17 protein-coding genes are annotated in these 20952 nt (G+C 41.7%); 15 read left to right on the forward strand and 2 right to left on the reverse strand.

The window, feature by feature from the left end:
- The first annotated feature begins 70 nt into the window (after positions 1–70).
- From V3C97_RS02775 to V3C97_RS02795, 5 genes are all read left to right on the forward strand, one after another.
- On the forward strand, positions 71–1564 hold the full coding sequence (locus tag V3C97_RS02775) for an ABC transporter substrate-binding protein/permease (RefSeq protein WP_216542244.1): 1494 nt from the start codon (positions 71–73) through the stop codon (positions 1562–1564).
- Positions 1557–2294 carry an amino acid ABC transporter ATP-binding protein gene (locus tag V3C97_RS02780; RefSeq protein WP_027826147.1) on the forward strand — a complete coding sequence of 246 codons (738 nt, stop codon included), beginning with the start codon at positions 1557–1559 and terminating at the stop codon, positions 2292–2294. The genes V3C97_RS02775 and V3C97_RS02780 overlap by 8 nt, the downstream gene beginning before the upstream one ends.
- A 212-nt stretch (positions 2295–2506) precedes the next feature.
- Complete coding sequence (gene uvrC / locus V3C97_RS02785; protein ID WP_278838450.1) at positions 2507–4294, forward strand: excinuclease ABC subunit UvrC; 1788 nt, start codon at positions 2507–2509, stop codon at positions 4292–4294.
- A gap of 162 nt (positions 4295–4456) precedes the next feature.
- Positions 4457–5767 carry a GTPase ObgE gene (obgE, locus tag V3C97_RS02790; protein WP_027826145.1) on the forward strand — a complete coding sequence of 437 codons (1311 nt, stop codon included), beginning with the start codon at positions 4457–4459 and terminating at the stop codon, positions 5765–5767.
- A gap of 12 nt (positions 5768–5779) precedes the next feature.
- The gene (locus tag V3C97_RS02795) at positions 5780–7627 is read left to right on the forward strand and encodes an acyltransferase family protein (protein WP_338434402.1); all 1848 of its coding nucleotides are present in this window, start codon (positions 5780–5782) and stop codon (positions 7625–7627) included.
- Between the two features lie 180 nt (positions 7628–7807).
- Here the strand turns inward: V3C97_RS02795 and V3C97_RS02800 are convergent, their stop codons facing one another.
- Complete coding sequence (locus tag V3C97_RS02800) at positions 7808–8089, reverse strand: hypothetical protein (RefSeq protein WP_338434403.1); 282 nt, start codon at positions 8087–8089, stop codon at positions 7808–7810.
- Positions 8090–8224: 135 nt separating this feature from the next.
- On the opposite strand from V3C97_RS02800, the gene rnz reads away from it, so the two are divergent.
- The 10 genes from rnz (at position 8225) to dltD (ending at position 17787) form a co-directional block, all read left to right on the forward strand.
- Complete coding sequence (rnz, locus tag V3C97_RS02805) at positions 8225–9157, forward strand: ribonuclease Z (RefSeq protein ID WP_027826142.1); 933 nt, start codon at positions 8225–8227, stop codon at positions 9155–9157.
- A 17-nt stretch (positions 9158–9174) separates the two neighbouring features.
- Entirely contained in the window at positions 9175–9984 is an 810-nt protein-coding gene (locus V3C97_RS02810; RefSeq protein WP_216542251.1) for an SDR family NAD(P)-dependent oxidoreductase, read from the forward strand.
- A gap of 9 nt (positions 9985–9993) precedes the next feature.
- Entirely contained in the window at positions 9994–10290 is a 297-nt protein-coding gene (locus V3C97_RS02815; RefSeq protein ID WP_338434404.1) for a LapA family protein, read from the forward strand.
- A 3-nt stretch (positions 10291–10293) separates the two neighbouring features.
- Positions 10294–12627, forward strand: a complete 2334-nt coding sequence (gene recJ / locus V3C97_RS02820; protein WP_338434405.1) for a single-stranded-DNA-specific exonuclease RecJ — start codon at positions 10294–10296, stop codon at positions 12625–12627.
- 21 nt (positions 12628–12648) lie between these two features.
- On the forward strand, positions 12649–13167 hold the full coding sequence (locus V3C97_RS02825; RefSeq protein WP_338434406.1) for an adenine phosphoribosyltransferase: 519 nt from the start codon (positions 12649–12651) through the stop codon (positions 13165–13167).
- A 190-nt stretch (positions 13168–13357) separates the two neighbouring features.
- Positions 13358–13507 carry a teichoic acid D-Ala incorporation-associated protein DltX gene (locus V3C97_RS02830; protein ID WP_009554774.1) on the forward strand — a complete coding sequence of 50 codons (150 nt, stop codon included), beginning with the start codon at positions 13358–13360 and terminating at the stop codon, positions 13505–13507.
- A gap of 15 nt (positions 13508–13522) precedes the next feature.
- Positions 13523–15061 (forward strand): D-alanine--poly(phosphoribitol) ligase subunit DltA, encoded by a 1539-nt coding sequence (gene dltA / locus V3C97_RS02835; RefSeq protein ID WP_268889355.1) that lies wholly within the window; start codon positions 13523–13525, stop codon positions 15059–15061.
- A complete protein-coding gene (gene dltB / locus V3C97_RS02840) occupies positions 15058–16257 on the forward strand; it encodes a D-alanyl-lipoteichoic acid biosynthesis protein DltB (protein WP_338434407.1) in 1200 nt (399 codons plus the stop codon). Before dltA ends, dltB begins: the two co-directional genes overlap by 4 nt.
- A 19-nt stretch (positions 16258–16276) precedes the next feature.
- Positions 16277–16507 (forward strand): D-alanine--poly(phosphoribitol) ligase subunit 2, encoded by a 231-nt coding sequence (gene dltC, locus V3C97_RS02845; RefSeq protein ID WP_009554766.1) that lies wholly within the window; start codon positions 16277–16279, stop codon positions 16505–16507.
- Positions 16507–17787: a D-alanyl-lipoteichoic acid biosynthesis protein DltD gene (gene dltD / locus V3C97_RS02850; protein ID WP_338434408.1), complete on the forward strand. Its 1281-nt coding sequence runs from the start codon at positions 16507–16509 to the stop codon at positions 17785–17787. The genes dltC and dltD overlap by 1 nt, the downstream gene beginning before the upstream one ends.
- Before the next feature lie 333 nt (positions 17788–18120).
- Here the strand turns inward: dltD and V3C97_RS02855 are convergent, their stop codons facing one another.
- A complete protein-coding gene (locus tag V3C97_RS02855) occupies positions 18121–20736 on the reverse strand; it encodes a YfhO family protein (RefSeq protein ID WP_338434409.1) in 2616 nt (871 codons plus the stop codon).
- Positions 20737–20952: the final 216 nt, after the last annotated feature.

Consider the following 20952-nt stretch of genomic DNA (forward strand, 5'->3'; position numbering starts at 1 on the left):
CGTTGCATAATTATTCGTTTGGTGTATAATTCATATCATAAATTATTTGTACAAGGAATGGGAGAATGCCATGAAAAGATTCGTAAAACTAATATTAGCATTGTTTATTACTCTGAGTTGTATTGTGGCGCCATTGGCTAGCACAGCCAAGGCAGCAACGAATGATCAGAGCTCAACTAAGGAAGCAACGGAGTCATTGGCTGCCGTTAAAAAGCGGGGGAAATTAGTCGTTGGTGTGAGTGCCGATTATCCACCGTATGAGTTTACTGCCAAGGTTGGGGGTAAAACTGAATACGTTGGGATGGATATTGAGATTGCTAAGCAAGTAGCCAAGGACATGGGGGTTAAATTAGAAATTAAAAATATGGACTTTGACTCCCTACTGGTGGCTTTAGAAACCCATAAAATCGACGCAACTATTTCGGGGATTAATCCTACTCCTGAAAGAAGAAAGAATGTTGACTTCACCGATTTGTATTACTCAGGTAAGCAAGTGATTCTAATCAACAAACGGACCGCAAGTGAATACAAGAATGCAGCTTCATTTGATGGTAAGAAAGTTGGAGCCCAAACGGGGTCATTACTTTATGACTTGGTGAAAAAACAAATGCCTAAAGCCCAAGTTAAAGGATTGGCTAAGTTAAATAATCTTGTTATCGCTCTTAAATCAAATAAGGTTGATGGCGTGGCAATGGACTACCCAACAGCCAAGGCATATGCAGAGAACAATCCTGATTTGACCACTATGGATCCACATTTCATCGTTGACAAGGATCAAACCGGGTATGCTATGGCTTTTGCCAAAGGTGCAGATAGTTTGGTTGCTTCAGCGAACAAGACGATCGCTAAGATTAAACAAAAAGATTTGATTACGAGTGAATACATTCCCCAGGCAAGTAAGTACATGACACAATCGACTAAAGAAAATAAGATGGTTGACTATTGGACTTATTTTGCCAAAGGGGTGGAATATACCTTAATCATTACAATCGTTTCAGTATTCTTTGGTGCGATTTTAGGGACATTATTAGCGATTATGCGGTTAGCCCACAACAAGGTTATTCATTATTTGGCAGTAGCATATATTGAGTTTGTCAGAGGAACACCGTTGATGGTGCAAGTGATGTTTGTTTACTTCGGAATCGGGGCGGTAATCCAAAGTATGCCAGCACTGGTAGCCGGGATCATTGCTACCTCGTTGAATTCTGCGGCCTATGTTGCCGAGATCATTCGTTCCGGGATCGATTCCATTCCTGTGGGACAAACTGAAGCGGCAAGAAGTTTAGGGATGTCACAAGCAAAGGCTTACCGGTATGTGATCTTGCCTCAAGCGTTGAAAAATATTTGGCCTGCCTTAGGGAATGAATTTATTACTTTAATCAAGGAAAGTTCGATTGTTTCAGTTATTGGGGTTGCTGACTTGATGTATCAAACACAACTAGTCCAATCAGCTACGTACAAGGGGGTTGCGCCATTGTTCGTAACAATGTTGATTTACTTCGTCTTAACCTTTACTCTTTCCAAGGTCTTAAATCACGTAGAAAGGAAAATGAACCATGCCTAACTTGATTGAAATTAAAAATTTAAAAAAAGTATATGGACAGACAGCTGTCCTCGATGGAATTAACCAAGAAGTCAAGCAGGGGGAAGTGGTTTGTATCATTGGTCCTTCTGGTGCGGGAAAGAGTACGCTGTTGCGGTGTTTTAACCAGTTAGAACAAGCAACTGCGGGGCAAATCCTCTTTGAAGGTCAAGATATTACGCAGGCTAAGGACCAAGACCTTAATCAATTACGGGAAAAAATGGGAATGGTGTTCCAAAGTTTTAATTTGTTTCCTAATATGAGTGTGCTTGATAATGTGAAAATTGCACAGATTAAAGTTAAAGGGACCACTGATGCAGCTGCTACAAAGAAAGCAGAAAAACTCTTGGCTAAGGTTGGTCTGTTAGATAAAAAAGATCAGTTCCCTCAAAGTTTGTCCGGGGGACAACAACAACGGGTGGCGATTGCGCGGACTTTGGCTATGGATCCGGATGTGATTTTATTTGACGAGCCAACTAGTGCGCTGGATCCCGAAATGGTAGGTGAAGTTCTGAAAGTAATGAAGGACTTAGCCAATAGCGGGATGACGATGGTGATTGTTACCCATGAAATGGGATTTGCTAAGGAAGTGGCAGATAAAATTTGGTTTTTAGCGGACGGGAATATTCAAGAAGATGTTACGCCAGAAGAATTTTTTGCTGCCCCTAAGACAGCACGGGCCCAAGAATTTTTGAAGAAAGTTCTGTATTAGGAACAAAGCGTAGTACAGATAGTCGGCATCAATTAAGGTAAATGAAATAAGATGGAAAATCGTGGTGGACCATTATTTTCTATCTTTTTTGTTGTCTAAAATATTAGTTAGCGGGTTACGCAATATGGAGCGGGATTAGCGTTTTAGGCGGTGTTTACGGGGGAATAAGTTATAATATCAATTGTAGAAAATAACAGAGAGGAGGAGTAGGTGTGGCTACTCGCCATATTGAAAATAAATTAAAATTATTACCGGACTTACCGGGATGCTACATTATGAAAGACATTAATGCGCATGTGATTTATGTCGGTAAAGCTAAAAATTTAAAAAACCGAGTCCGCTCTTATTTTAAGAGTTCCCATGAAGGTAAGTGGGCAGCCCTCGTTGCAGAAATACGTGACTTTGAAACTATTGTGACTTCGACCAATAAAGAAGCATTCTTACTTGAAATCACACTTATTCAGAAGTACAAACCGTATTACAACATCCGGTTGAAGGATGGAACAGGTTATCCCTATATTAAAATTACTAACGAAAAAGATCCGCAGCTCAAAATTGTGAGTCAAATTAGAAAAGATGGTGGCTATTATTTTGGTCCCTATCCCAATGTGTACGCAGCTACGGAGACAATGCACTTGTTGGAAAAAGTATATCCATTGCGTCGGTGCAATGGATATCAGAAACGTCCCTGTCTGTATTACCACATGGGTCAGTGTTTAGGTGCTTGTTTTCGGGAAGTGCCCGCAGCAGAGTATGAACGTCAAATTGCCAAGATAAAATCCTTTTTAAATGGTAACGTTGGGCGAATTAAACATGATTTGGAAAAGAAAATGACCCAGGCAGCAGCTAACCTTGAATACGAACGAGCAGCCGAACTGCGTGACCAAATCAACTATATTGAGCAAACTGTTGAAAAGCAAAAGATTATTTCACGAGATAATACCCCGCGGGATATTTTTGGCTACTACATGGATAAGGGATGGATCTCAATTCAGATTTTCTTTATTCGTCAGGCACGCTTGATGAAAAGAGAAAAACGCCTGTTTCCATGTATTGATGATCCTGAGTCAGAACTAGCAACGTTTATTTTGCAGTTTTATCAGCAAAAGAATCACGTATTGCCAAAGGAAATTTTGGTGGCTAAAGAGGTAGAGCGGCAGATCTTGACGGATATCCTTGCGGTGCCAGTCCGGACCCCCCAGCGGGGACAGAAGCGTTCGTTGCTTGAAATGGCAGAAAAGAATGCCCGGTTAACTTTAGAAGATAAGTTCCGTCTTATGGAGCTTGATGACCGTAAAACTGTGGGGGCAATGAACGAAGTAATGACAGCACTCGGGTTGCCGCATGGACATAGGATTGAAGCATTTGACCATTCGCATATTCAAGGTGTTGATCCGGTCTCAGCCATGGTGTGCTTTGTTGATGGGCGCCCGGAAAAAACAGAGTACCGTAAATATAAGTTACAAACGGTCCAAAACCATGCGGATGAAGCGCAAAGTACGCGGGAAGTGATTTACCGCCGTTACAGTCGTCTATTAAAAGAAAAGAAAAATCTCCCCGACCTGATCTTAATGGATGGAGGAATTGTCCAGGTCGAAGCGGCGGTGGATGTTTTGCATAACCAATTGGGGATAGCAATTCCAGTTGCAGGGATGGTTAAAAATGACAAGCATAAAACAGCTGATTTAATGGATGCTACTGGCAAAAAGTTGGCTTTAGACCGCCAAAGCGAGGGTTTTTATCTTCTGCAACGAATTCAGGATGAAGTACACCGTTTTGCCATCACTTTCCACCGGCAAACCCATAGCAAGAATTCGTTGGCTTCACGTCTAGAGTTGATCCCAGGTGTTGGCCCCAAAACAAGGATTAAACTCTTGAAAGAATACGGGTCTCTCAATAAAATAGCCGAAGCACCACTAGCGGAGATTGAAGCTTTAGGGATATCACAAAAGGTAGCCCAAGTGATTAAAGCGAGCTTGATAAAGGAACGCAAAAAGTAATAAAGGTCAGGATAGGATAAAGCATAAACTGGCAACGGCGCGAAAGCGGAAACAGCGCGGTTTAAATGCCGAGATCATGTTCACATCGCTGATTTTTTAAGTTATAATTTAAAATATTGCAAAGAACGAGGACCTTTTAATTAAGGTAGAAAGGAGTCGACTATGTTTGTCGATCAGGTCAAAATTACAGTTAAAGCAGGGAAGGGTGGCGACGGCGCGGTTGCCTTTCGCCGAGAAAAATTTGTTCCTAATGGCGGTCCTGCTGGTGGTGATGGCGGTCGTGGTGGCAGCGTGATCCTTAGGGTCAACGAAGGTTTACGCACATTAATGGATTTTCGCTATCACCGCATTTTTAAGGCTCAGGCCGGTGAAAAGGGCATGAATAAAGGTATGTATGGGCGGAAAGCACCTGATCTGGTAATTGACGTTCCGGAAGGGACAACGGTAACTGATGTTGATACCGGGGAAGTTCTCGGTGACTTGGTTACTGCTGGTCAGGAACTAGTTGTTGCTCCTGGTGGTCGTGGTGGCCGTGGGAACATTCACTTTGCTAGTGCTAAAAATCCGGCTCCCGAAATTGCTGAAAATGGTGAACCGGGGGTTGAACGTAATATTCGCTTAGAACTGCAAGTATTAGCTGATGTGGGATTAGTTGGTTTCCCTTCAGTGGGGAAATCAACCCTGTTAGCGGCGGTAACCAGTGCTAAGCCAAAGATTGCTGATTATCACTTTACCACGTTAGTACCTAATTTAGGGATGGTTCAACTAGATGACGGACGTGATTTTGCCATGGCTGACTTGCCAGGATTGATCGAAGGTGCTTCACAAGGTGTCGGCTTGGGAATTCAGTTCTTGCGCCATGTTGAGCGTACGCGGGTGATTTTGCATCTGATCGATATGTCTGGACTTGAAGGCCGGGATCCGTATGCGGATTTTACTGCTATCAACCAGGAATTAGCCCAGTACGATCCAGAATTATTGCGACGCCCACAGATTGTAGTTGGTTCTAAGATGGACATGCCTGATGCAGCTGAAAACTTGCGCCAATTTCAAGCTCAGCTCCAGGCAGAGGATAGTTCAGTCAATGTTGTTAAAGTGATGGGGATCTCATCATTGACGCACCAGGGCTTACAAGACCTTATGCGGGAGACGGCTACATTATTAGCTGAAACACCACAGTTTGAAACACGTTCAGAGCGGAAACTTAGAGAACAAATGGAACAACAAACTTACCAGTTCGAAGAAGAGAAGCCACCATTTGAAATTCACCGTGATTCTGCTGGTGTTTGGATTTTATCTGGTGATGAACTAGAAAAACTCTTCAAGATGACGAATATTGATCATGATGAAAGCTTGATGCGGTTTGCTCGTCAATTGCGCCATATGGGGGTCGATGAAGCCCTACGGCAAAAGGGTGCCAAATCAGGAGACACGGTTCAAATTGGTAGTTTTATGTTTGACTTTGTTGAGTAAAGAGGATTAGTGATGAAAAAAAGGTATATTACAGGTTTTGATGGATTGAGAACCTTGGCAGTTGTCGGGGTAATTCTCTATCATATTATGCCATTTAAGTTCCAAGGGGGCTTTTTGGGAGTGCCGATTTTCTTAGTCTTGTCGGGGTATCTAATTACTGACCATCTCGTATTAGAGTATGAACAAACCGGTACGATCGACCTCAAAAATTTCTATATTAAGCGGGTCAAACGCCTTTATCCGGGTCTAATCACAATGCTGATGGCGACAACAGCGTACATCACTTTGTTCCAACGGCAATTGTTGGTAAATATTCGGGGTGTGATTGTTACCAACTTGCTTTATGTATATAACTGGTTCGAAATAGCGCATGGAGAATCCTATTTTGATAAGTTTGGTAACCAATCACCGTTCACTCATTTATGGACATTAGCAATCGAAGGGCAATTTTATCTTTTTTGGCCATTGATTATGTTGGCTTTACTAGTGTTCGTACGCAAAAAGCAACCGATTTTTGACGTTTTATTTATTGGTAGTTTTGTTTCCGCTCTGTTGATGGCTGTTATGTTTCATCCTAACCAAGACCCATCCCGGGTTTATTACGGGACTGATACGCGTTTGTTCTCAATTTTCTTGGGAGCATCTTTAGCCATTATCTGGCCAAGTGGACGTTTGCGCCAACGTCTGGATGGGCGCCTACGACTGATGCTAGATGGGATTGGAATTGTCTCTTTACTATTGATGCTGTGGATGTTTATGACTACATCGGGGCAAAGTGATTTAGTTTATCGGGGTGGTATGTATTTCTTCTCCTTGTTGGCAACGTTGCTGATCGCAGCCGTTGCTCATCCGGGGGCAGACCTGAACCGGATGCTTTCCAATCCCGTTTTCACATGGGTTGGCCGGCGAAGCTACGGAATTTATATTTACCAATATCCGGTTTTGATTTTCTATGAAAGTGCAGTTAAGAACATTGCTGCCCACCCATGGTTACATGCAATCATTGAAATCATTATCATTTGTTTGATTAGTGAGTTTTCATATCGGTGCATTGAAAAGAAATTGAGTAAGTTTGACTACTCACAAACATGGCAGGTCTTGCGGGATAGTTTCCGCAAAAACTCTCCTTTCAAATGGCGGCAAGTAGGAATTGTAACCGCAACGGCGGTGACAGTGATTGCATTATTTGGGATCATTAATCAGCCGGACGCCAGTGCTGTTCAAAAGGATAACCAATTGCAGCAAGTTATCCAAAAAAATGAACAGGCTACAGCTAAGCGCAAGAAGGGTAAGAAGCTAACTGCTAAGGAAAAGCAAGAACAAAAGGCAGCCCAGGCTTCAGCCCAAAAGGGATTGACCGCGGCTCAGAAGAAACGGGCTCAGACGTTGCAAGTCACAGCAGTAGGGGACTCGGTGATGGCCGACGGGATGGAAACTTTACAGAACATCTTCCCGCAAATGTATGTTGACGTTGACGCTAAGGTTGGCCGGCAAGTAGCAGAAATTGTTCCCATTTTACAAGCGCTCAAGAATCAAGGTAAACTTGCTGATACTGTTCTGATCGGTGAAGGGACTAACGGTCCATTTACGCAGCAAACGTTGGATCAAATTATGACGATTACCAAGGGACATAAAGTTTATTGGATTAACGTTCATGTTCCGACTAAGAACTGGCAAAACCAAGTTAATAGTGACCTTGAGGCAGCGGCTAAGAAATACCATAATCTAACAATAATTGACTGGTATAGTAAGAGTAACAACCACCCAGACTGGTTCTACTCAGACAACGTTCACCCGAACCCGAATGGTTTGAAGTATTATGGTGATGTCGTTGCACGGGCAATTTTAAAAAAGAAATAAACGTTAATACAGATTTGCTGGGTACAGTGAGTTTGATTATTAAGAGACTAGTTTTTTGACTGGTCTCTTTTTTATTTGCCTAATGAAGCAGAGCCAAAGATAGCCGTGACTTTCGCCTGGCATTGGTCCAGTGCCTGCTAAAAGGCCATTTCTCATTTGCGTTATTTATAGGACAACAGCTCAACGGAGGAGCATTTTTTGGTCGGTAATTCGGAACCCAAATAGTGGTCTTTGCTCATCAAAAATGGCTAGATTAATTGGCCAGGAAGGAGGAAGTGGTTGGAGTGAGAAGAGAAATTCTCCCAGAGTGATGGTGGGATTGCCAGGAGTAGCTGCCGTCAGAACTACACTTTGCGAAGTTTTTGTAAATGAAAGTGGCAGGTGGTTTTTATGTCCTTGATAATAAATAAAATGTGTTGGGGTAATATCAGTGGCTAAAATTTGAAATTCGTTGATTGTCATAAATAGTCCTCGCAGAATAGATATAATGAGTTATTGCTGAATTAATGCTACAATAGAATGTAAAAACTTTTTTTGTGTTTATTATAAACCAGTAGGTAAATACCGAAAAGATTATAAACAGTAAGGATTTTGATAATGGAAATTGAATTTTTAGGAACGGGGGCGGGTTCGCCTTCAAAAAGTCGCAATGTTACAGCTACGGCATTGAAATTACTCGATGAGTGCAATTCAATTTGGTTGTTTGATGCCGGTGAAGGAACACAGCATCAGATCTTAAGGACTAATATTCGTCCGCGGAAAATCAATAAAATTTTTATTACGCACTTACATGGTGATCATATTTTTGGGTTACCAGGCTTTTTAAGTAGTCGTTCTTTTCAAAGTGGGGACCATATCGAACCATTAACCATTTATGGACCCAAAGGGATTGAACAATTTGTCAAAACAAGTTTACAAGTATCCCAGTCTAAATTATCTTATCCCTTGAATTTTGTTGAGATTAAAAATGAGGGTTTACTTTTGGACGATGAACAATTCCAAGTGTACGGGCGCTTTTTAGACCATCGGATTCAATGCATTGGGTATCGTATTGTTGAAAAAGATCGTCCAGGCGAACTCCTAGTAGACAAGTTGCAAGCCTTAGGTGTGCCTTCAGGACCTGTTTATGGCCAATTAAAGGCAGGGGCGACGGTAACTTTAGCAGATGGTCGAACCATCAACGGGCAGGACTTCATCGGCAAACCTAAACCAGGGCGGATCGTAACTATTTTAGGTGATACCCGCCAAGTACCGGCTATTTTTGACTTAGCAAAAGATGCCAATGTTTTGGTCCACGAAAGCACCTTTGGTAAAGGGGAAGCGCGTTTGGCGCACAACTATTACCACTCTACATGCCAACAAGCAGCAACAATTGCAGCCAAGGCTGGGGTCCACCATTTATATTTGACCCATATTTCAGCTCGTTATGTAGGTAAAGCAGCTAGAAAGTTGGAAAATGATGCACGCAAGATTTTTCCAGCCACTAAAGTAGTCCATGATTTTGATTCCTATCCCATTGAATTAGATTAAGAAAGGATGCGTTTTAAATGCGTGGTTATCGGCAACTGAAAAATTTAAAGGGACGTGTTGTAGTTATTACTGGTGCTTCATCTGGTTTGGGCGAACAGTTTGCTTATCAAGCAGCTAGAGAAGGTGCAATTGTAGTGGGGTGTGCGCGTCGTCAAGATAAACTGGACCAAGTAGCACGCCAATGCCAACATTTGTCTGGACAACCAGCATATGGGCTAGCAGTAGATATGACTGATCCGGCTCAGATTCAAGCAGTTATTGCGCAGGTTGAACGTGAAATTGGACCGATTGCAGTTTTGATTAACAATGCTGGTTTTGGCTTGATGGAAGATTTCTTGAATTTTGATATGGCAACTGCCGAAAAGATGATGCGGGTCAATGTTTTAGGCTTGATGTATGCGACCCAGGAAGTAGCTTTAAAGATGGCAGAACGTCAATATGGCGCGATTATCAATGTTGCTTCTATGGCAGGCAAGATGGCGACGCCAAAATCAACGGTGTATTCAGCCACTAAATTTGCAGTTTTAGGCTTCTCCAACGCTCTGCGACTGGAACTCAAGCCTCTGGGAATTTCTGTTTTGACGGTTAACCCAGGCCCAATTGCGACTAACTTCTTTAATATTGCCGATAAGTCGGGACAGTATTTAGCTAAACTCGGCAAGATTGTTTTGCAGCCAGAAGATGTTGCCGCTAAGGTTTTGGCTACCGTCGGCACAAGTCGGCGCGAAGTCAATCTGCCGGGGATAATGGAAGTTGGTGCGCGTTTGTATAGTCTTTTCCCAGGGCTAGGGGATGTCTTAGCAGGTGGATTGTTCAACAAGAAATAAGGTGAGAAGATGAGAAAGCAAATCAATCTAATTATTGGTGTTGTGTTGGTATTAATTATTGCTGTTTTTTCGTACTTGAATCGGCAACTAGTAACAATTAACTTTGGGTTGGTAGCGACCACGATGCCATTGATTGTGGTCCTAATTGCTTGTGTACTATTAGGGATCATCTTGGCAACGTTATTTACTGCTAATAGTATGCATAAAATGCGCAAAAAGATTGCTGACCAGGAAGAAAGATTACAGGCATTGCTCCGTGGCCGTCGCAGTCCGGAGCAACAAACCCCAAAAGAAACGGAGTCTTAGAATTTGTTTGAACGAAAGTATGATTGGGTGCAGTCAGAAGAACCAGCGGATGATCAGGTTGAGGCGTTGCACCAAGCCACAGGGCTAAGCCCATTAGTGGTGCGGATCCTTATTGCGCGGGGTTATGATACTGCTGATAAGATCAAACGGTTTATGACAGTCGACGAGAAAAGCTTTTATGATCCTTTCTTGATGCATGATATGGAGCAGGCATGTCAACGAATTCAGGATGCCATAGTTGCAGATGAAAAGATCATGATCTATGGTGACTATGATGTTGATGGGATTACCAGTACAGCTATCATGTATGAAACGCTGACCAGCTACCTGGGTGCCCAAAACGTTGCATATTATATTCCGGATCGCTTCAATGATGGGTATGGGCCAAACCGCCAAGTTTATGAACGGATGGTAGCGGATGGAGTGCAGTTGCTCATTACGGTTGATAATGGGGTCAGTGGTAAGGACGAAGTGGCTTATGCCCAGGCCAATGGTGTAGATGTAATCATCACTGACCACCATGAACTTCCAAGTGAATTGCCAGAAGCAGTGGCTATTGTTCACCCCGCACACCCAGCAGGGAAATACCCATTTAAATCACTTTCTGGTGCTGGAGTGGCCTTGATGGTAGCAGCAGCTTTACTAGAGGAATTTCCCCAGGAAATGTTTGACCTGGCTACACTGGGCACAGTGGCAGATGTAATGCCATTAGTGGATGAAAATCGGGCTCTAGTTAAGGTGGGCTTACAAGTGTTACAAAATACTAGTCGACCTGGCTTGCAAGCACTATATAAAGAAGCTGAAGTTGATGCTGCTCATTTGAATGAAGAAACGATTCAATTTGCGCTAGCCCCCCGGCTTAATTCCCTGGGACGAATGGGCAGTGCAGCTATTGCAGTGCAACTGTTAACTAGTTTAGATGATGAACTTGTGGCTGATTTAGCGCAACAAGTAGAAGAAGTTAATGCTAAACGCAAGCAAACAGTTGATACTGAAAATGAACAGGCACAAGAGTTATTGGATCCAGAGCAGAAGGTAAACATCTTAGCACAAGTAGGTTGGCATGAAGGTGTTTCGGGGATTTTAGCGGGAAGAATATTAGAGCAGACCAATAAGCCGACAATTATTTTTAGTATCGATCAGACAACAGGCTTGGCCAAAGGTTCAGGGCGGTCGAATGACAATTTCGACTTATTTGCAGCGTTGGATCCCCACCGTGATTTGTTTGAAAATTTTGGTGGCCATAAAAAAGCCTGCGGATTAACGATCAAGAAAGAAAAATTACCTGAATTAACAACACTCTTGCAGACAGAGGCCCAAAAGCAAGGGATAAAAACTGTTTCTAAGCCCACTCAACACTTGGCAACAACGTTAAGAGTTGATGATATTACGGTTAACTTAATCAAAGAGCTATCTCAATTAGGGCCGTTTGGTGAAGAAAATCCAGCTCCTGTGTTTGCTTTTAAAGACTACGAGCTGGTCCAGGCAAAAACCATCGGCAAAAATAATAATTATTTGCGCTTGTTGTTGAAACAAAAAGGTGGGACCATTGCTGCTTTATCATTTGCGCCCCTCTCGCAAGCCCAGTTAGCGGCGATTGTTGCTGATCCTAGTCCAGTGACTTTTATTGGAACTTTGGCATTAAATTACTGGCGCAATACCGTTACACCGCAGATTATGATCACGGATTTAGAATATGCAGGAATAAGGATCCTTGATCAACGTACTACACGGTTAACAGCGCAACGGTTGACAACAACTGGGACTTATATTTGTTTTAATGAAAAACTTGCCCAAACTATCAAACCGCTCTTACCACAAGCAGCAACTTTACGCTTAGTAACAGAAGTCATGGAGCAGGCATCAGCTACCACCCCCCTACGAGTGGATGAACTAGTGTTAGTTGACATGCCCCAGAGCTTAACTGAGTTACAAGAATTATTGCAGGTGGTAGCACCCCAAACTATTCGGGCTATTTTGTACGTTAAAGATGAGGCGTATATGAACGGGATGCCGACCCGGGCTGATTTTGCTAATGTTTATCGGTTTGTTAGTCGACAACAGAATTTTGACATTCGGACTAATTTACCTAAAATGGTAAAGTATTTTCATTTGCAAAGGGAGCAAATCATTTTCATTCTACAGGTGTTTTTTGAAGTAGGATTTGTTAAAATTAACGATGGTGTGTTATCTGGTCAACAGGTGACAGGTCATTTTAATCTCAAACAAACTAATACTTATCAAAGGCGTCTAGAAATGATGGCTATCCAAGAAAAACTCTTTTATAGTGATTTTGCGCAACTAAGAGAGTGGCTCCAAAAGCAGTTAAAGAGTTAGGAAAAAGGAGAAATAACAATAATGGCTTTAGATTTATACCAATACATTGCAAGCATTCCAGATTATCCTGAAAAAGGGATTATTTTTCGGGATATTTCCCCACTGATGGCAGATGGTGAAGCTTATCAGGAAGCTACTGACCGCATTGTTGCCTTTGCGCAAAACAAAGGTGTGGAAATGATCGTAGGACCAGAAGCACGGGGCTTTATCGTTGGTTGTCCAGTTGCATATAAACTGGGTGTCGGTTTTGCGCCTGCGCGGAAGAAAGGCAAGCTTCCTCGGGCAACAATTAAGGCAGAATATGATTTGGAATATGGAAAGTCAGCATTGTATATGCACAAAGATGCTGTCAAGCCAGGACAAAAAGTATTGGTGTGTGATGATCTGCTGGCAACGGGGGGAACCATCCGGGCAACGATAGACCTGGTGGAACAACTCGGCGGTGAGGTTGTAGGCTGTGCCTTCCTAGTTGAATTAGCCGAACTTAATGGTCGCGAAAAACTGAAAGACTATGATACTTTGGCTTTAATGAAATATTAAACAATTCTTTAGAAGTTGATTTGACACGAAAAACGTTGTCAAATCAACTTTTTTTGTCACTATAATAGTTAGTTATTCAACTAACTAGGATAAAATGCCAAAACTTCCTTGTAATTTTTTTGCAATAGTGTAACAATAAGGCAATGTTAGAAGTTGATACAAAATTTTAATACTTTATAGGGAGGTCAGAATGAAAGAATTATGGCTTAAATTACGTAATAACGAAGTAGCAATTTTTCTAGCTAAAACAGTTTTTTACTTCGTTGTAATTTTCTTCCTAGTTTACTTATATAGTTATAGTGGAATTAATCAACCTCATTTTATTTACAATGAGTTCTAGTTTGGAGATGAAGAAATGACAACTAATTTAATTACCCAGATTGATTCTTGGGCTGTTAATGATCCAGAACGGGTTGCCTACAATTTCCTTGGACAGAAAAATACTTATGGTGAGCTTAAGCAATATTCAGATGCTTTAGCTGCCCGAATTAAAAAATTAGGGCTTTCACGAGAACAACCGATTATTGTGTACGGCGGACAAACATTTGCCATGATTGCAACTTTTCTAGGGATTGTTAAGGCCGGACATGCTTATATTCCAGTTGATGCGCACTCGCCATTAAAGCGGCTGCAAGACATCAAGCAAATTGCTCAGCCAGCAGCTTGTGTGGCTGTGAATGATCTACCCGTTAATGATTGGGACATTCCGGTAATCACAGCTGATGAATTAGACCACCTTTTCACTAATAGTGCAAACATTGTTGATCCGGTAACACCTGCTGATTATGTAGCAGGTGACGATACTTACTATATTATCTTTACTTCCGGGACAACAGGGATGCCAAAGGGGGTACAAATCAGTCACGATAACTTGCAGAGCTTTACAGACTGGATGGCAGAAGATTTTGGAATTAACCACCCAATGGTTACATTATCCCAGCCGCCATATTCATTTGATTTGTCGGTAATGGATTTGTATCCAACATTACTTCATGGTGGGATGTTAGATGTTTTGCCTCAAGAAACAACTGCAAACTTCAAAGAATTATTTGCTGCTTTGCCCAAATATCAAATTGAAAACTGGGTTTCAACCCCTTCATTTATCGAAATGTGCTTGCTCTCACCGGATTTCAATGAACAAAGCAATCCAACTATCAAGAATATTTTGTTCTGTGGTGAGGAACTAACGCATGCCACTGCAGCTGCAGTTAAGCAACGGTTCCCTAAGGCACACGTTTATAATACCTATGGACCAACAGAAACAACAGTAGCGGTGACAGCAGTTGAGATTACTAATGAAATTTTGGATAGCTATCAACGGTTACCAATTGGCTGGCCTAAAAATGGAACTCCAGTAGTGCTGCTAAATGAAGATAACCAGTTAGTGGACCAAGGCGAAGATGGCGAAATTGTTATTATGGGGCCGAGTGTTTCCAAGGGTTATCTCAATAACCCTGAAAAAACCAACCAAGCCTTCATCGAAGTCGATGGAAAGCGGGCATATAAGACTGGTGATTTAGGCCAATATGATGAAAATGGGCAGCTCTTATACAAAGGTCGGGTCGACTTCCAAGTCAAGCTTCATGGCTTCAGAATTGAACTAGAAGAGGTTGATCAACACTTAACACATGTAGCTGAAGTAGCTCAGGCTATCACAGTTCCACGGTATGGAGCTAACCACAAAGTGCAGCAACTAGTGGCCTATATTGTGCCCCAAGACAAAGATTTTGCTGGTAAGGAACGTGAGTTGACCCAAAGTATCAAGGCACAACTACAAAAAAATATGATGTCGTATATGATGCCAGGGCGGTTTGTATTCGTTGATGCGATTCCATTAACCCCGAATGGCAAGTTAGATCGAAAACTATTGATGAGTGAGGTCAATGGCAAATGATTAGTATGCAACCTTACCAAAATCCAACCTACTTTCTCTATTTGACGGTTGCCTTGCTTCCAATCATGATTGGTTTGTTACGGGGAAAACGGTATCGTTTATATGAAACAGTAATTTCGCTAGCTTTTCTAGTTTTGACCTTTGGGGGTAATGTTTGGATCCAAGGTGTTTCATTGATTGGCTATATCATTTATGAAGTTGCTTTGATCTTTGGATATTTTCATTATCGGCAGAAGAAGAACGCCAGTTGGGTCTTTTATTTGCTAGTGTTCTTGGCGATAGTTCCTCTGGCTATCGTCAAGTTGGAACCAGTGTTCCAGCTAGGGAAAATCTCACTCTTTGGTTTTTTGGGAATCTCATATTTAACATTTAAAGCAGTTCAGATAATTATGGAGATTCGGGACGGAGCAATTAAGGAAGTTAACCTAATGTTAACGTTACAATTCTTATTATTCTTTCCCACTATTTCTTCTGGACCAATCGATCGGTACCGGCGCTTTATCAAGGACTATACCCAGGTTCCTGATCAAGATAAGTATTTAACAATGTTAGGCAAGGCCGTGCATTACATTTTCTTAGGCTTCCTGTACAAGTTTGCGTTAGCATATTTCTTTGGAACAGTGATGTTACCTAAGATTCAAATGATTGCTTTAGCTCATCATGGTCTTTCCTGGTGGGTAGTGGCATATATGTATTGCTACTCAATGGACTTGTTCTTTGATTTTGCAGGCTATAGTTTGTTTGCCGTAGGGACAAGTTATATTATGGGGATCGAAACACCGGTTAACTTTAATAAACCGTTCATTTCCAAAAATATTAAAGAATTCTGGAATCGGTGGCATATGACTTTGTCATTTTGGTTCCGTGACTATATCTATATGCGGCTAGTGTTCTTGATGATGAAGAAACGGTGGGTAAAAAGTCGGGTGGCAATGGCCAATATTGGCTATATCACACTTTTCCTCATCATGGGAATTTGGCATGGATTGACTTGGTACTATATTGTCTACGGGATTTTCCATGCTTGTGCAATCATCATCAACGATATGTGGTTACGCTTCAAGAAGAAACATCGGCAAGCAATCCCACATAATAAGTTCACGGAGATGTTTGCGATCTTCCTGACCTTTAACCTAGTGTGCTTTAGTTTCCTAATTTTCTCAGGCTTTTTTGATAAGTTATATTTCATGCATTAAGATAAAGGAGTAAATAACAATGAAAGATACAGTTTTAGATATTTTGGCTGATTTAACAGGTAGTGATGAAGTTAAGACTAACTTAGATACAGAATTATTTAACTCTGGTTTGCTTGACTCAATGGCAACAGTTCAATTATTGCTGGAACTCCAAACGCAATTAGGGGTTGATGTGCCAGTATCTGAATTTGAACGCTCTGAATGGGATACACCAAATAAGATCATTGCAAAGGTTGAAGAATTAGGATAATGAAAATTAGAAGAGCTTTATTCAAAATATTTGGCCCGGTAATTTTGGCTGCTCTTTTAGTTGTTGCCGTTTTGATTATTCCTTTTGCATCTAGTGGTTTTAATCACCAGACGATTGAACGGGCTGCTGTCTCGCAATCCAAGAATGTATTCAAGGGTGTAGCGGTTAAGCGGCAAGCACTAACAGAAAATTATGTTCCATTTATGGGATCGTCAGAGTTATCCCGGATGGACAGTTTCCATCCGTCGGTGTTAGCCCAGTATTATCACCGGGACTATCGTCCATTTCTCTTGGGGGCAGCTGGTTCTCAATCGTTAGCCCATTATTGGGGAATGCAAGGGATTAACCATGAGTTGCAAAACAAAAAAGCAGTGATGATTGTGTCACCCCAGTGGTTTGTTAAGCAAGGGCAGAATCCGATTGCATTTATGCAATATCATTCCAATTTGCAGACCGTTACATGGTTGTTACAGGCCACTAATAATAAGGGTGACCGGTATGCAGCCCAACGTTTACTGGACATGCAAGTTGACAAGGCGGACTCACGGTTGGACTTGATGGTAGAAAAGATTGCCGATGGTAAACAACTATCTCAAGCAGACCGCACATATTTGCAGCTTGAGAAGAATTCCTTAGCTAACCAGGATCGGTGGTTCTCAACGTTATCGATGAAAAACCGGACAGATCGGATTAATAAGGCGGCTGGTCAGTTGCCATCGTCACCATATAACGTCAAGCGGTTGGATGCAATTGCTTATGAAATGGGAGATAAAGCAACTACTAATAACCAGTTCCGGGTAAGCAATAAATTCTGGAATAAGCGCCTTAAGGGGAATTATCGTAAGTTGAAGGGTGAACAAAAGAACTTTAACTACGTTCAATCACCTGAGTTTGCTGATTTCCAATTGGTTTTGAACCAGTTCCATAAGGATAATATGGACGTTATGTTTGTCATTCCACCAGTTAATAAACGCTGGTCACAATATACTGGCTTGTCGATGGCGATGTTACGCCAGTTTGACCGTAAGATTAATTATCAATTGCGGTCCCAAGGGTTTACTAATATCGTCGACTTGTCCAACGATGGGGGAGAAGACTTCTTCATGCAAGACACTATCCACCTAGGTTGGCGGGGATGGTTAAAGGTTGACCAACACGTGGCTCCATTCTTGGAAGGAAAATACCAACGGCCTCATTACCAAATGAATGACTATTTTTATAGTAAGCAATGGCAGGATATGGCTAATAGCCAGCTGAACCATTACCTAGCTAAAAATTAAATAGATAGTTCGACGAAGATTCTCATCCCTAACGGGGTGGGAATTTTTTAGTTGTAAAATTTCTTCACAAAAGCAATCACAGGATTACGCTTCTTTTGGCAAGCATAATATGGCCAGATAGTAAAAATGATGCGAGGGCAATACCACCTTTGTTTTGGTAGTTAGAATATTCGTGATGCCGTGTCAGATAGGAAAGGGGGCCACAGAAAAACATTTTCGGTAGGAATTCTACGGTGAATCCCAATGCAAGAAGTTAAAGTTTAAAAAATATAGTAGATAAAAAACCACCTAGAGAAAAACTCCCAGGTGGTTTTAGAGGATAGATACTATGAGTTAATGTGTACGTCGCCAATACAGGTAGCTAGTGATCACTAGTGAAGTGATAGTTACTAATAAGCCAACTCCAAGCAAAGGCGGCCAGTAAGTCATGGTAATTCTATGCTTGCCAGGGGCAACATTGAAGGCTAAAAATGTATTTTGTACTTGGTATGGAGTAACTTTTTTACCATCAACCTGAATGTGCCACCCCTTGTCATAAGGGATAGTAGTAGTCAAAATTTTTCCGGTTGGCATTGTAATGGTCCCCGTAATTTGGTGGGCATTATACCGCTGGATATGAAGTGTGTGCTTTTGGATTTGCTGGATTTTTTGTTTAACTAAGCTGTCGTTCATTTGATATAAGACAAAGTCATTGAGCCAGAGGCTATTTTTCTTAAAGTGTGCGCTCAAGGTAAAGGTCTGACCCTTAGCATGACTTGCCAAAGGAACAATAACAGTATGGCGGAATGTACTGTAATACCGTAAAGGATGACCGTTAAGATATAAGTCGACATTATCCTTATCCAACCCACTGCCCAAAGTGATGTAGTAAGTATTATTTGTCTTGGCCTTGAAACGAAAGTTAACTTGCGCTGCCTTATCAGCGGTGATTTTAGTGAGATTAGCACCGGTGAGAGTAGTTTGTTCCTTGACGTTAGTAAAGGAAACTAAATCAAAGTTGGCAGCTGTGAAGTAAGTCGTTGAAGGCATTGAAGCGGACACAGCATTTAACCAGTTAGTCTGATAGGCCACGGGGTTGTTATACAGAGTTTGTATTTTCTTGATAAGGGGCGAGGCCGCATAGGCAATGCTTGTCGTCAAAGAATTCTTATAAATTAAAGTATTCTTTGTTCCGTATAAAGGAAGCATGCTCTGAACACGGACGTTTTCGCCGGTGACATTAGCCACTGCTTTGCTAGTCACGTCCTGGGGGGTAAGGTAGTACTTGTAGTCCATCAAAGCATCAGTAATAGCTGTTCCCCCAGTGTAAGTGACATAGTTGTCACCATCAGGTTGACCAATTTGTCCGTAGAAATCAGGAATGCTTTTTTCTAACGCTGAGCTGAAATATGAACCAGCATTGAGATTATGGGCCAGACCGTCATTTTTGGTACGTTCATACGTTTGCGCTACACGGTACCATGAGGAATCGTGGTGGTGTAAGTAAGTGCTATCAGCTTTCAATGCGGTACTTGGGAGAGTGTAGTCTTGAACGGATAAGTATGAAATATTTTTCAATGAATTAGTGGCGTTAACAAATATTTCTACTACCATGACTAAAAACAATAAACCACATTTAATTCTGTCCAGTAGTTGGGAATGGTTGTCGAGCCAAAGGATCATCAAAGTGACCACACCCAACAGCCCCGTGATGATAATATTGCTAGCAGTCAAGTAATCAAATTTGGCTTTGTGCAACCAAGTATAGGCGATCATCCCACCATAGAGGATAATAATCAGGGCAGAAGCACTCCAGGTAAGATTGAGTTGCGCTTGTGAAAAAGCCCGGCAAGCAATGAAGATAATCCAGAAGCTAACAAGGTAAGAGAAGCGATAAGGGTACCAAACAGGAAACTGCATCCCATGCCAGAGCAGATCAAGGGGTTCAAAGCACAATGATAATATTAAAAATGTCGATACTAGACCAGTAGCCAATTTTTCGCGCCAACTGATATGCCGAAGGCAAAAATACAGAATGAAGCCAAATAGGGCGCAGCTTCCAACAAAAAGATTAGGTAAGCCCTTGGGCATCTGGTTGAAGTTAAACGCACCAATGATGAACTTGGTAATCATTTTGAGGGGCTGATATTCCAGCGTCCAGTGGATAGTGGTTTCAGTATAAGTCCCTTTACTTGTTGTGAGGGAATAAAGGGTAGGTAGTAAGATCACTCCGGCAAGGCCAGCGCCTAAGAGAGAGCGGGATGTAAATAGCCAGAGCTCACGCGCCAATTTTTGCCAGTGGTGGGTGTAGGTTAATTCGTACCAAGCAAAAAATAGGACTAAAAAGATACATACCATATATCCCATGTAGTAATTGCTAATAATTAACAGCGCTAACCAAAGACTATAAGCTAGGTGCTGCTTTTCTTGCAAGAGGAGTATGAAATAGGTAACCACTAAGGGAAGAAAGACCAAGACATCAAGCCATAAAAGGTTAAGTTGATTGGCAATTCCCCACCCCATTAGGGCATAACAAGTTGCAAAAGCAGGGATCAGGGGGCGTTTTCCAAGCCGTAACCGGGTAAGAAGGTAGGCAAATGAAAGACCAGCACAGCCGTATTTAAGCAGAGTGACGAGCATGACACCAGTTAGGAGCTGTTTGTCAGGGAAAAATAAGAAGATAAGGTTGAAGGGGCTTAAAAGATAGTATGCCCATTCGCCCAGCATGTTGCCCCCGATAGCTTTAGAAAAAGAGTAGAAAAAGCTAGTGGGTGAATGTAATAAAGCGTGCCGATAAAAAGCAAAGAAATCAATATATTGTTGGCCCAGGTCTACGGTTAATAGACTGGAGGGTCCAAATGGATACATCGAACGTGAAATGAAGTATGCAAGCATCAGCCCGACTGGTAAAAGAAAACTCAACCAGTAGGGATACGTATTGTGTAATTTTTTCTTGATGTCTGCAATCATAAAATGTCACCTCAAATGTAATGTCATCCTTAATGATAGTGGATTGTTCCCATCTTGGCTAGGTTAAGGACGAGATGATTGGTCCGAGAATAGAATATATTTTAAAGATAAATAATATAGTAAAAAAAGTAATAAACTTAGGTTAAACTTAACGAAAAATTGATATTTGTCGCCGGGTTGTGCCTGTTTTTGCTAGGGGGTTTATGGTATTATTAT

The organism is Ligilactobacillus saerimneri (assembly GCF_036689625.1).
Classification (GTDB): Bacteria; Bacillota; Bacilli; order Lactobacillales; family Lactobacillaceae; genus Ligilactobacillus; species Ligilactobacillus saerimneri.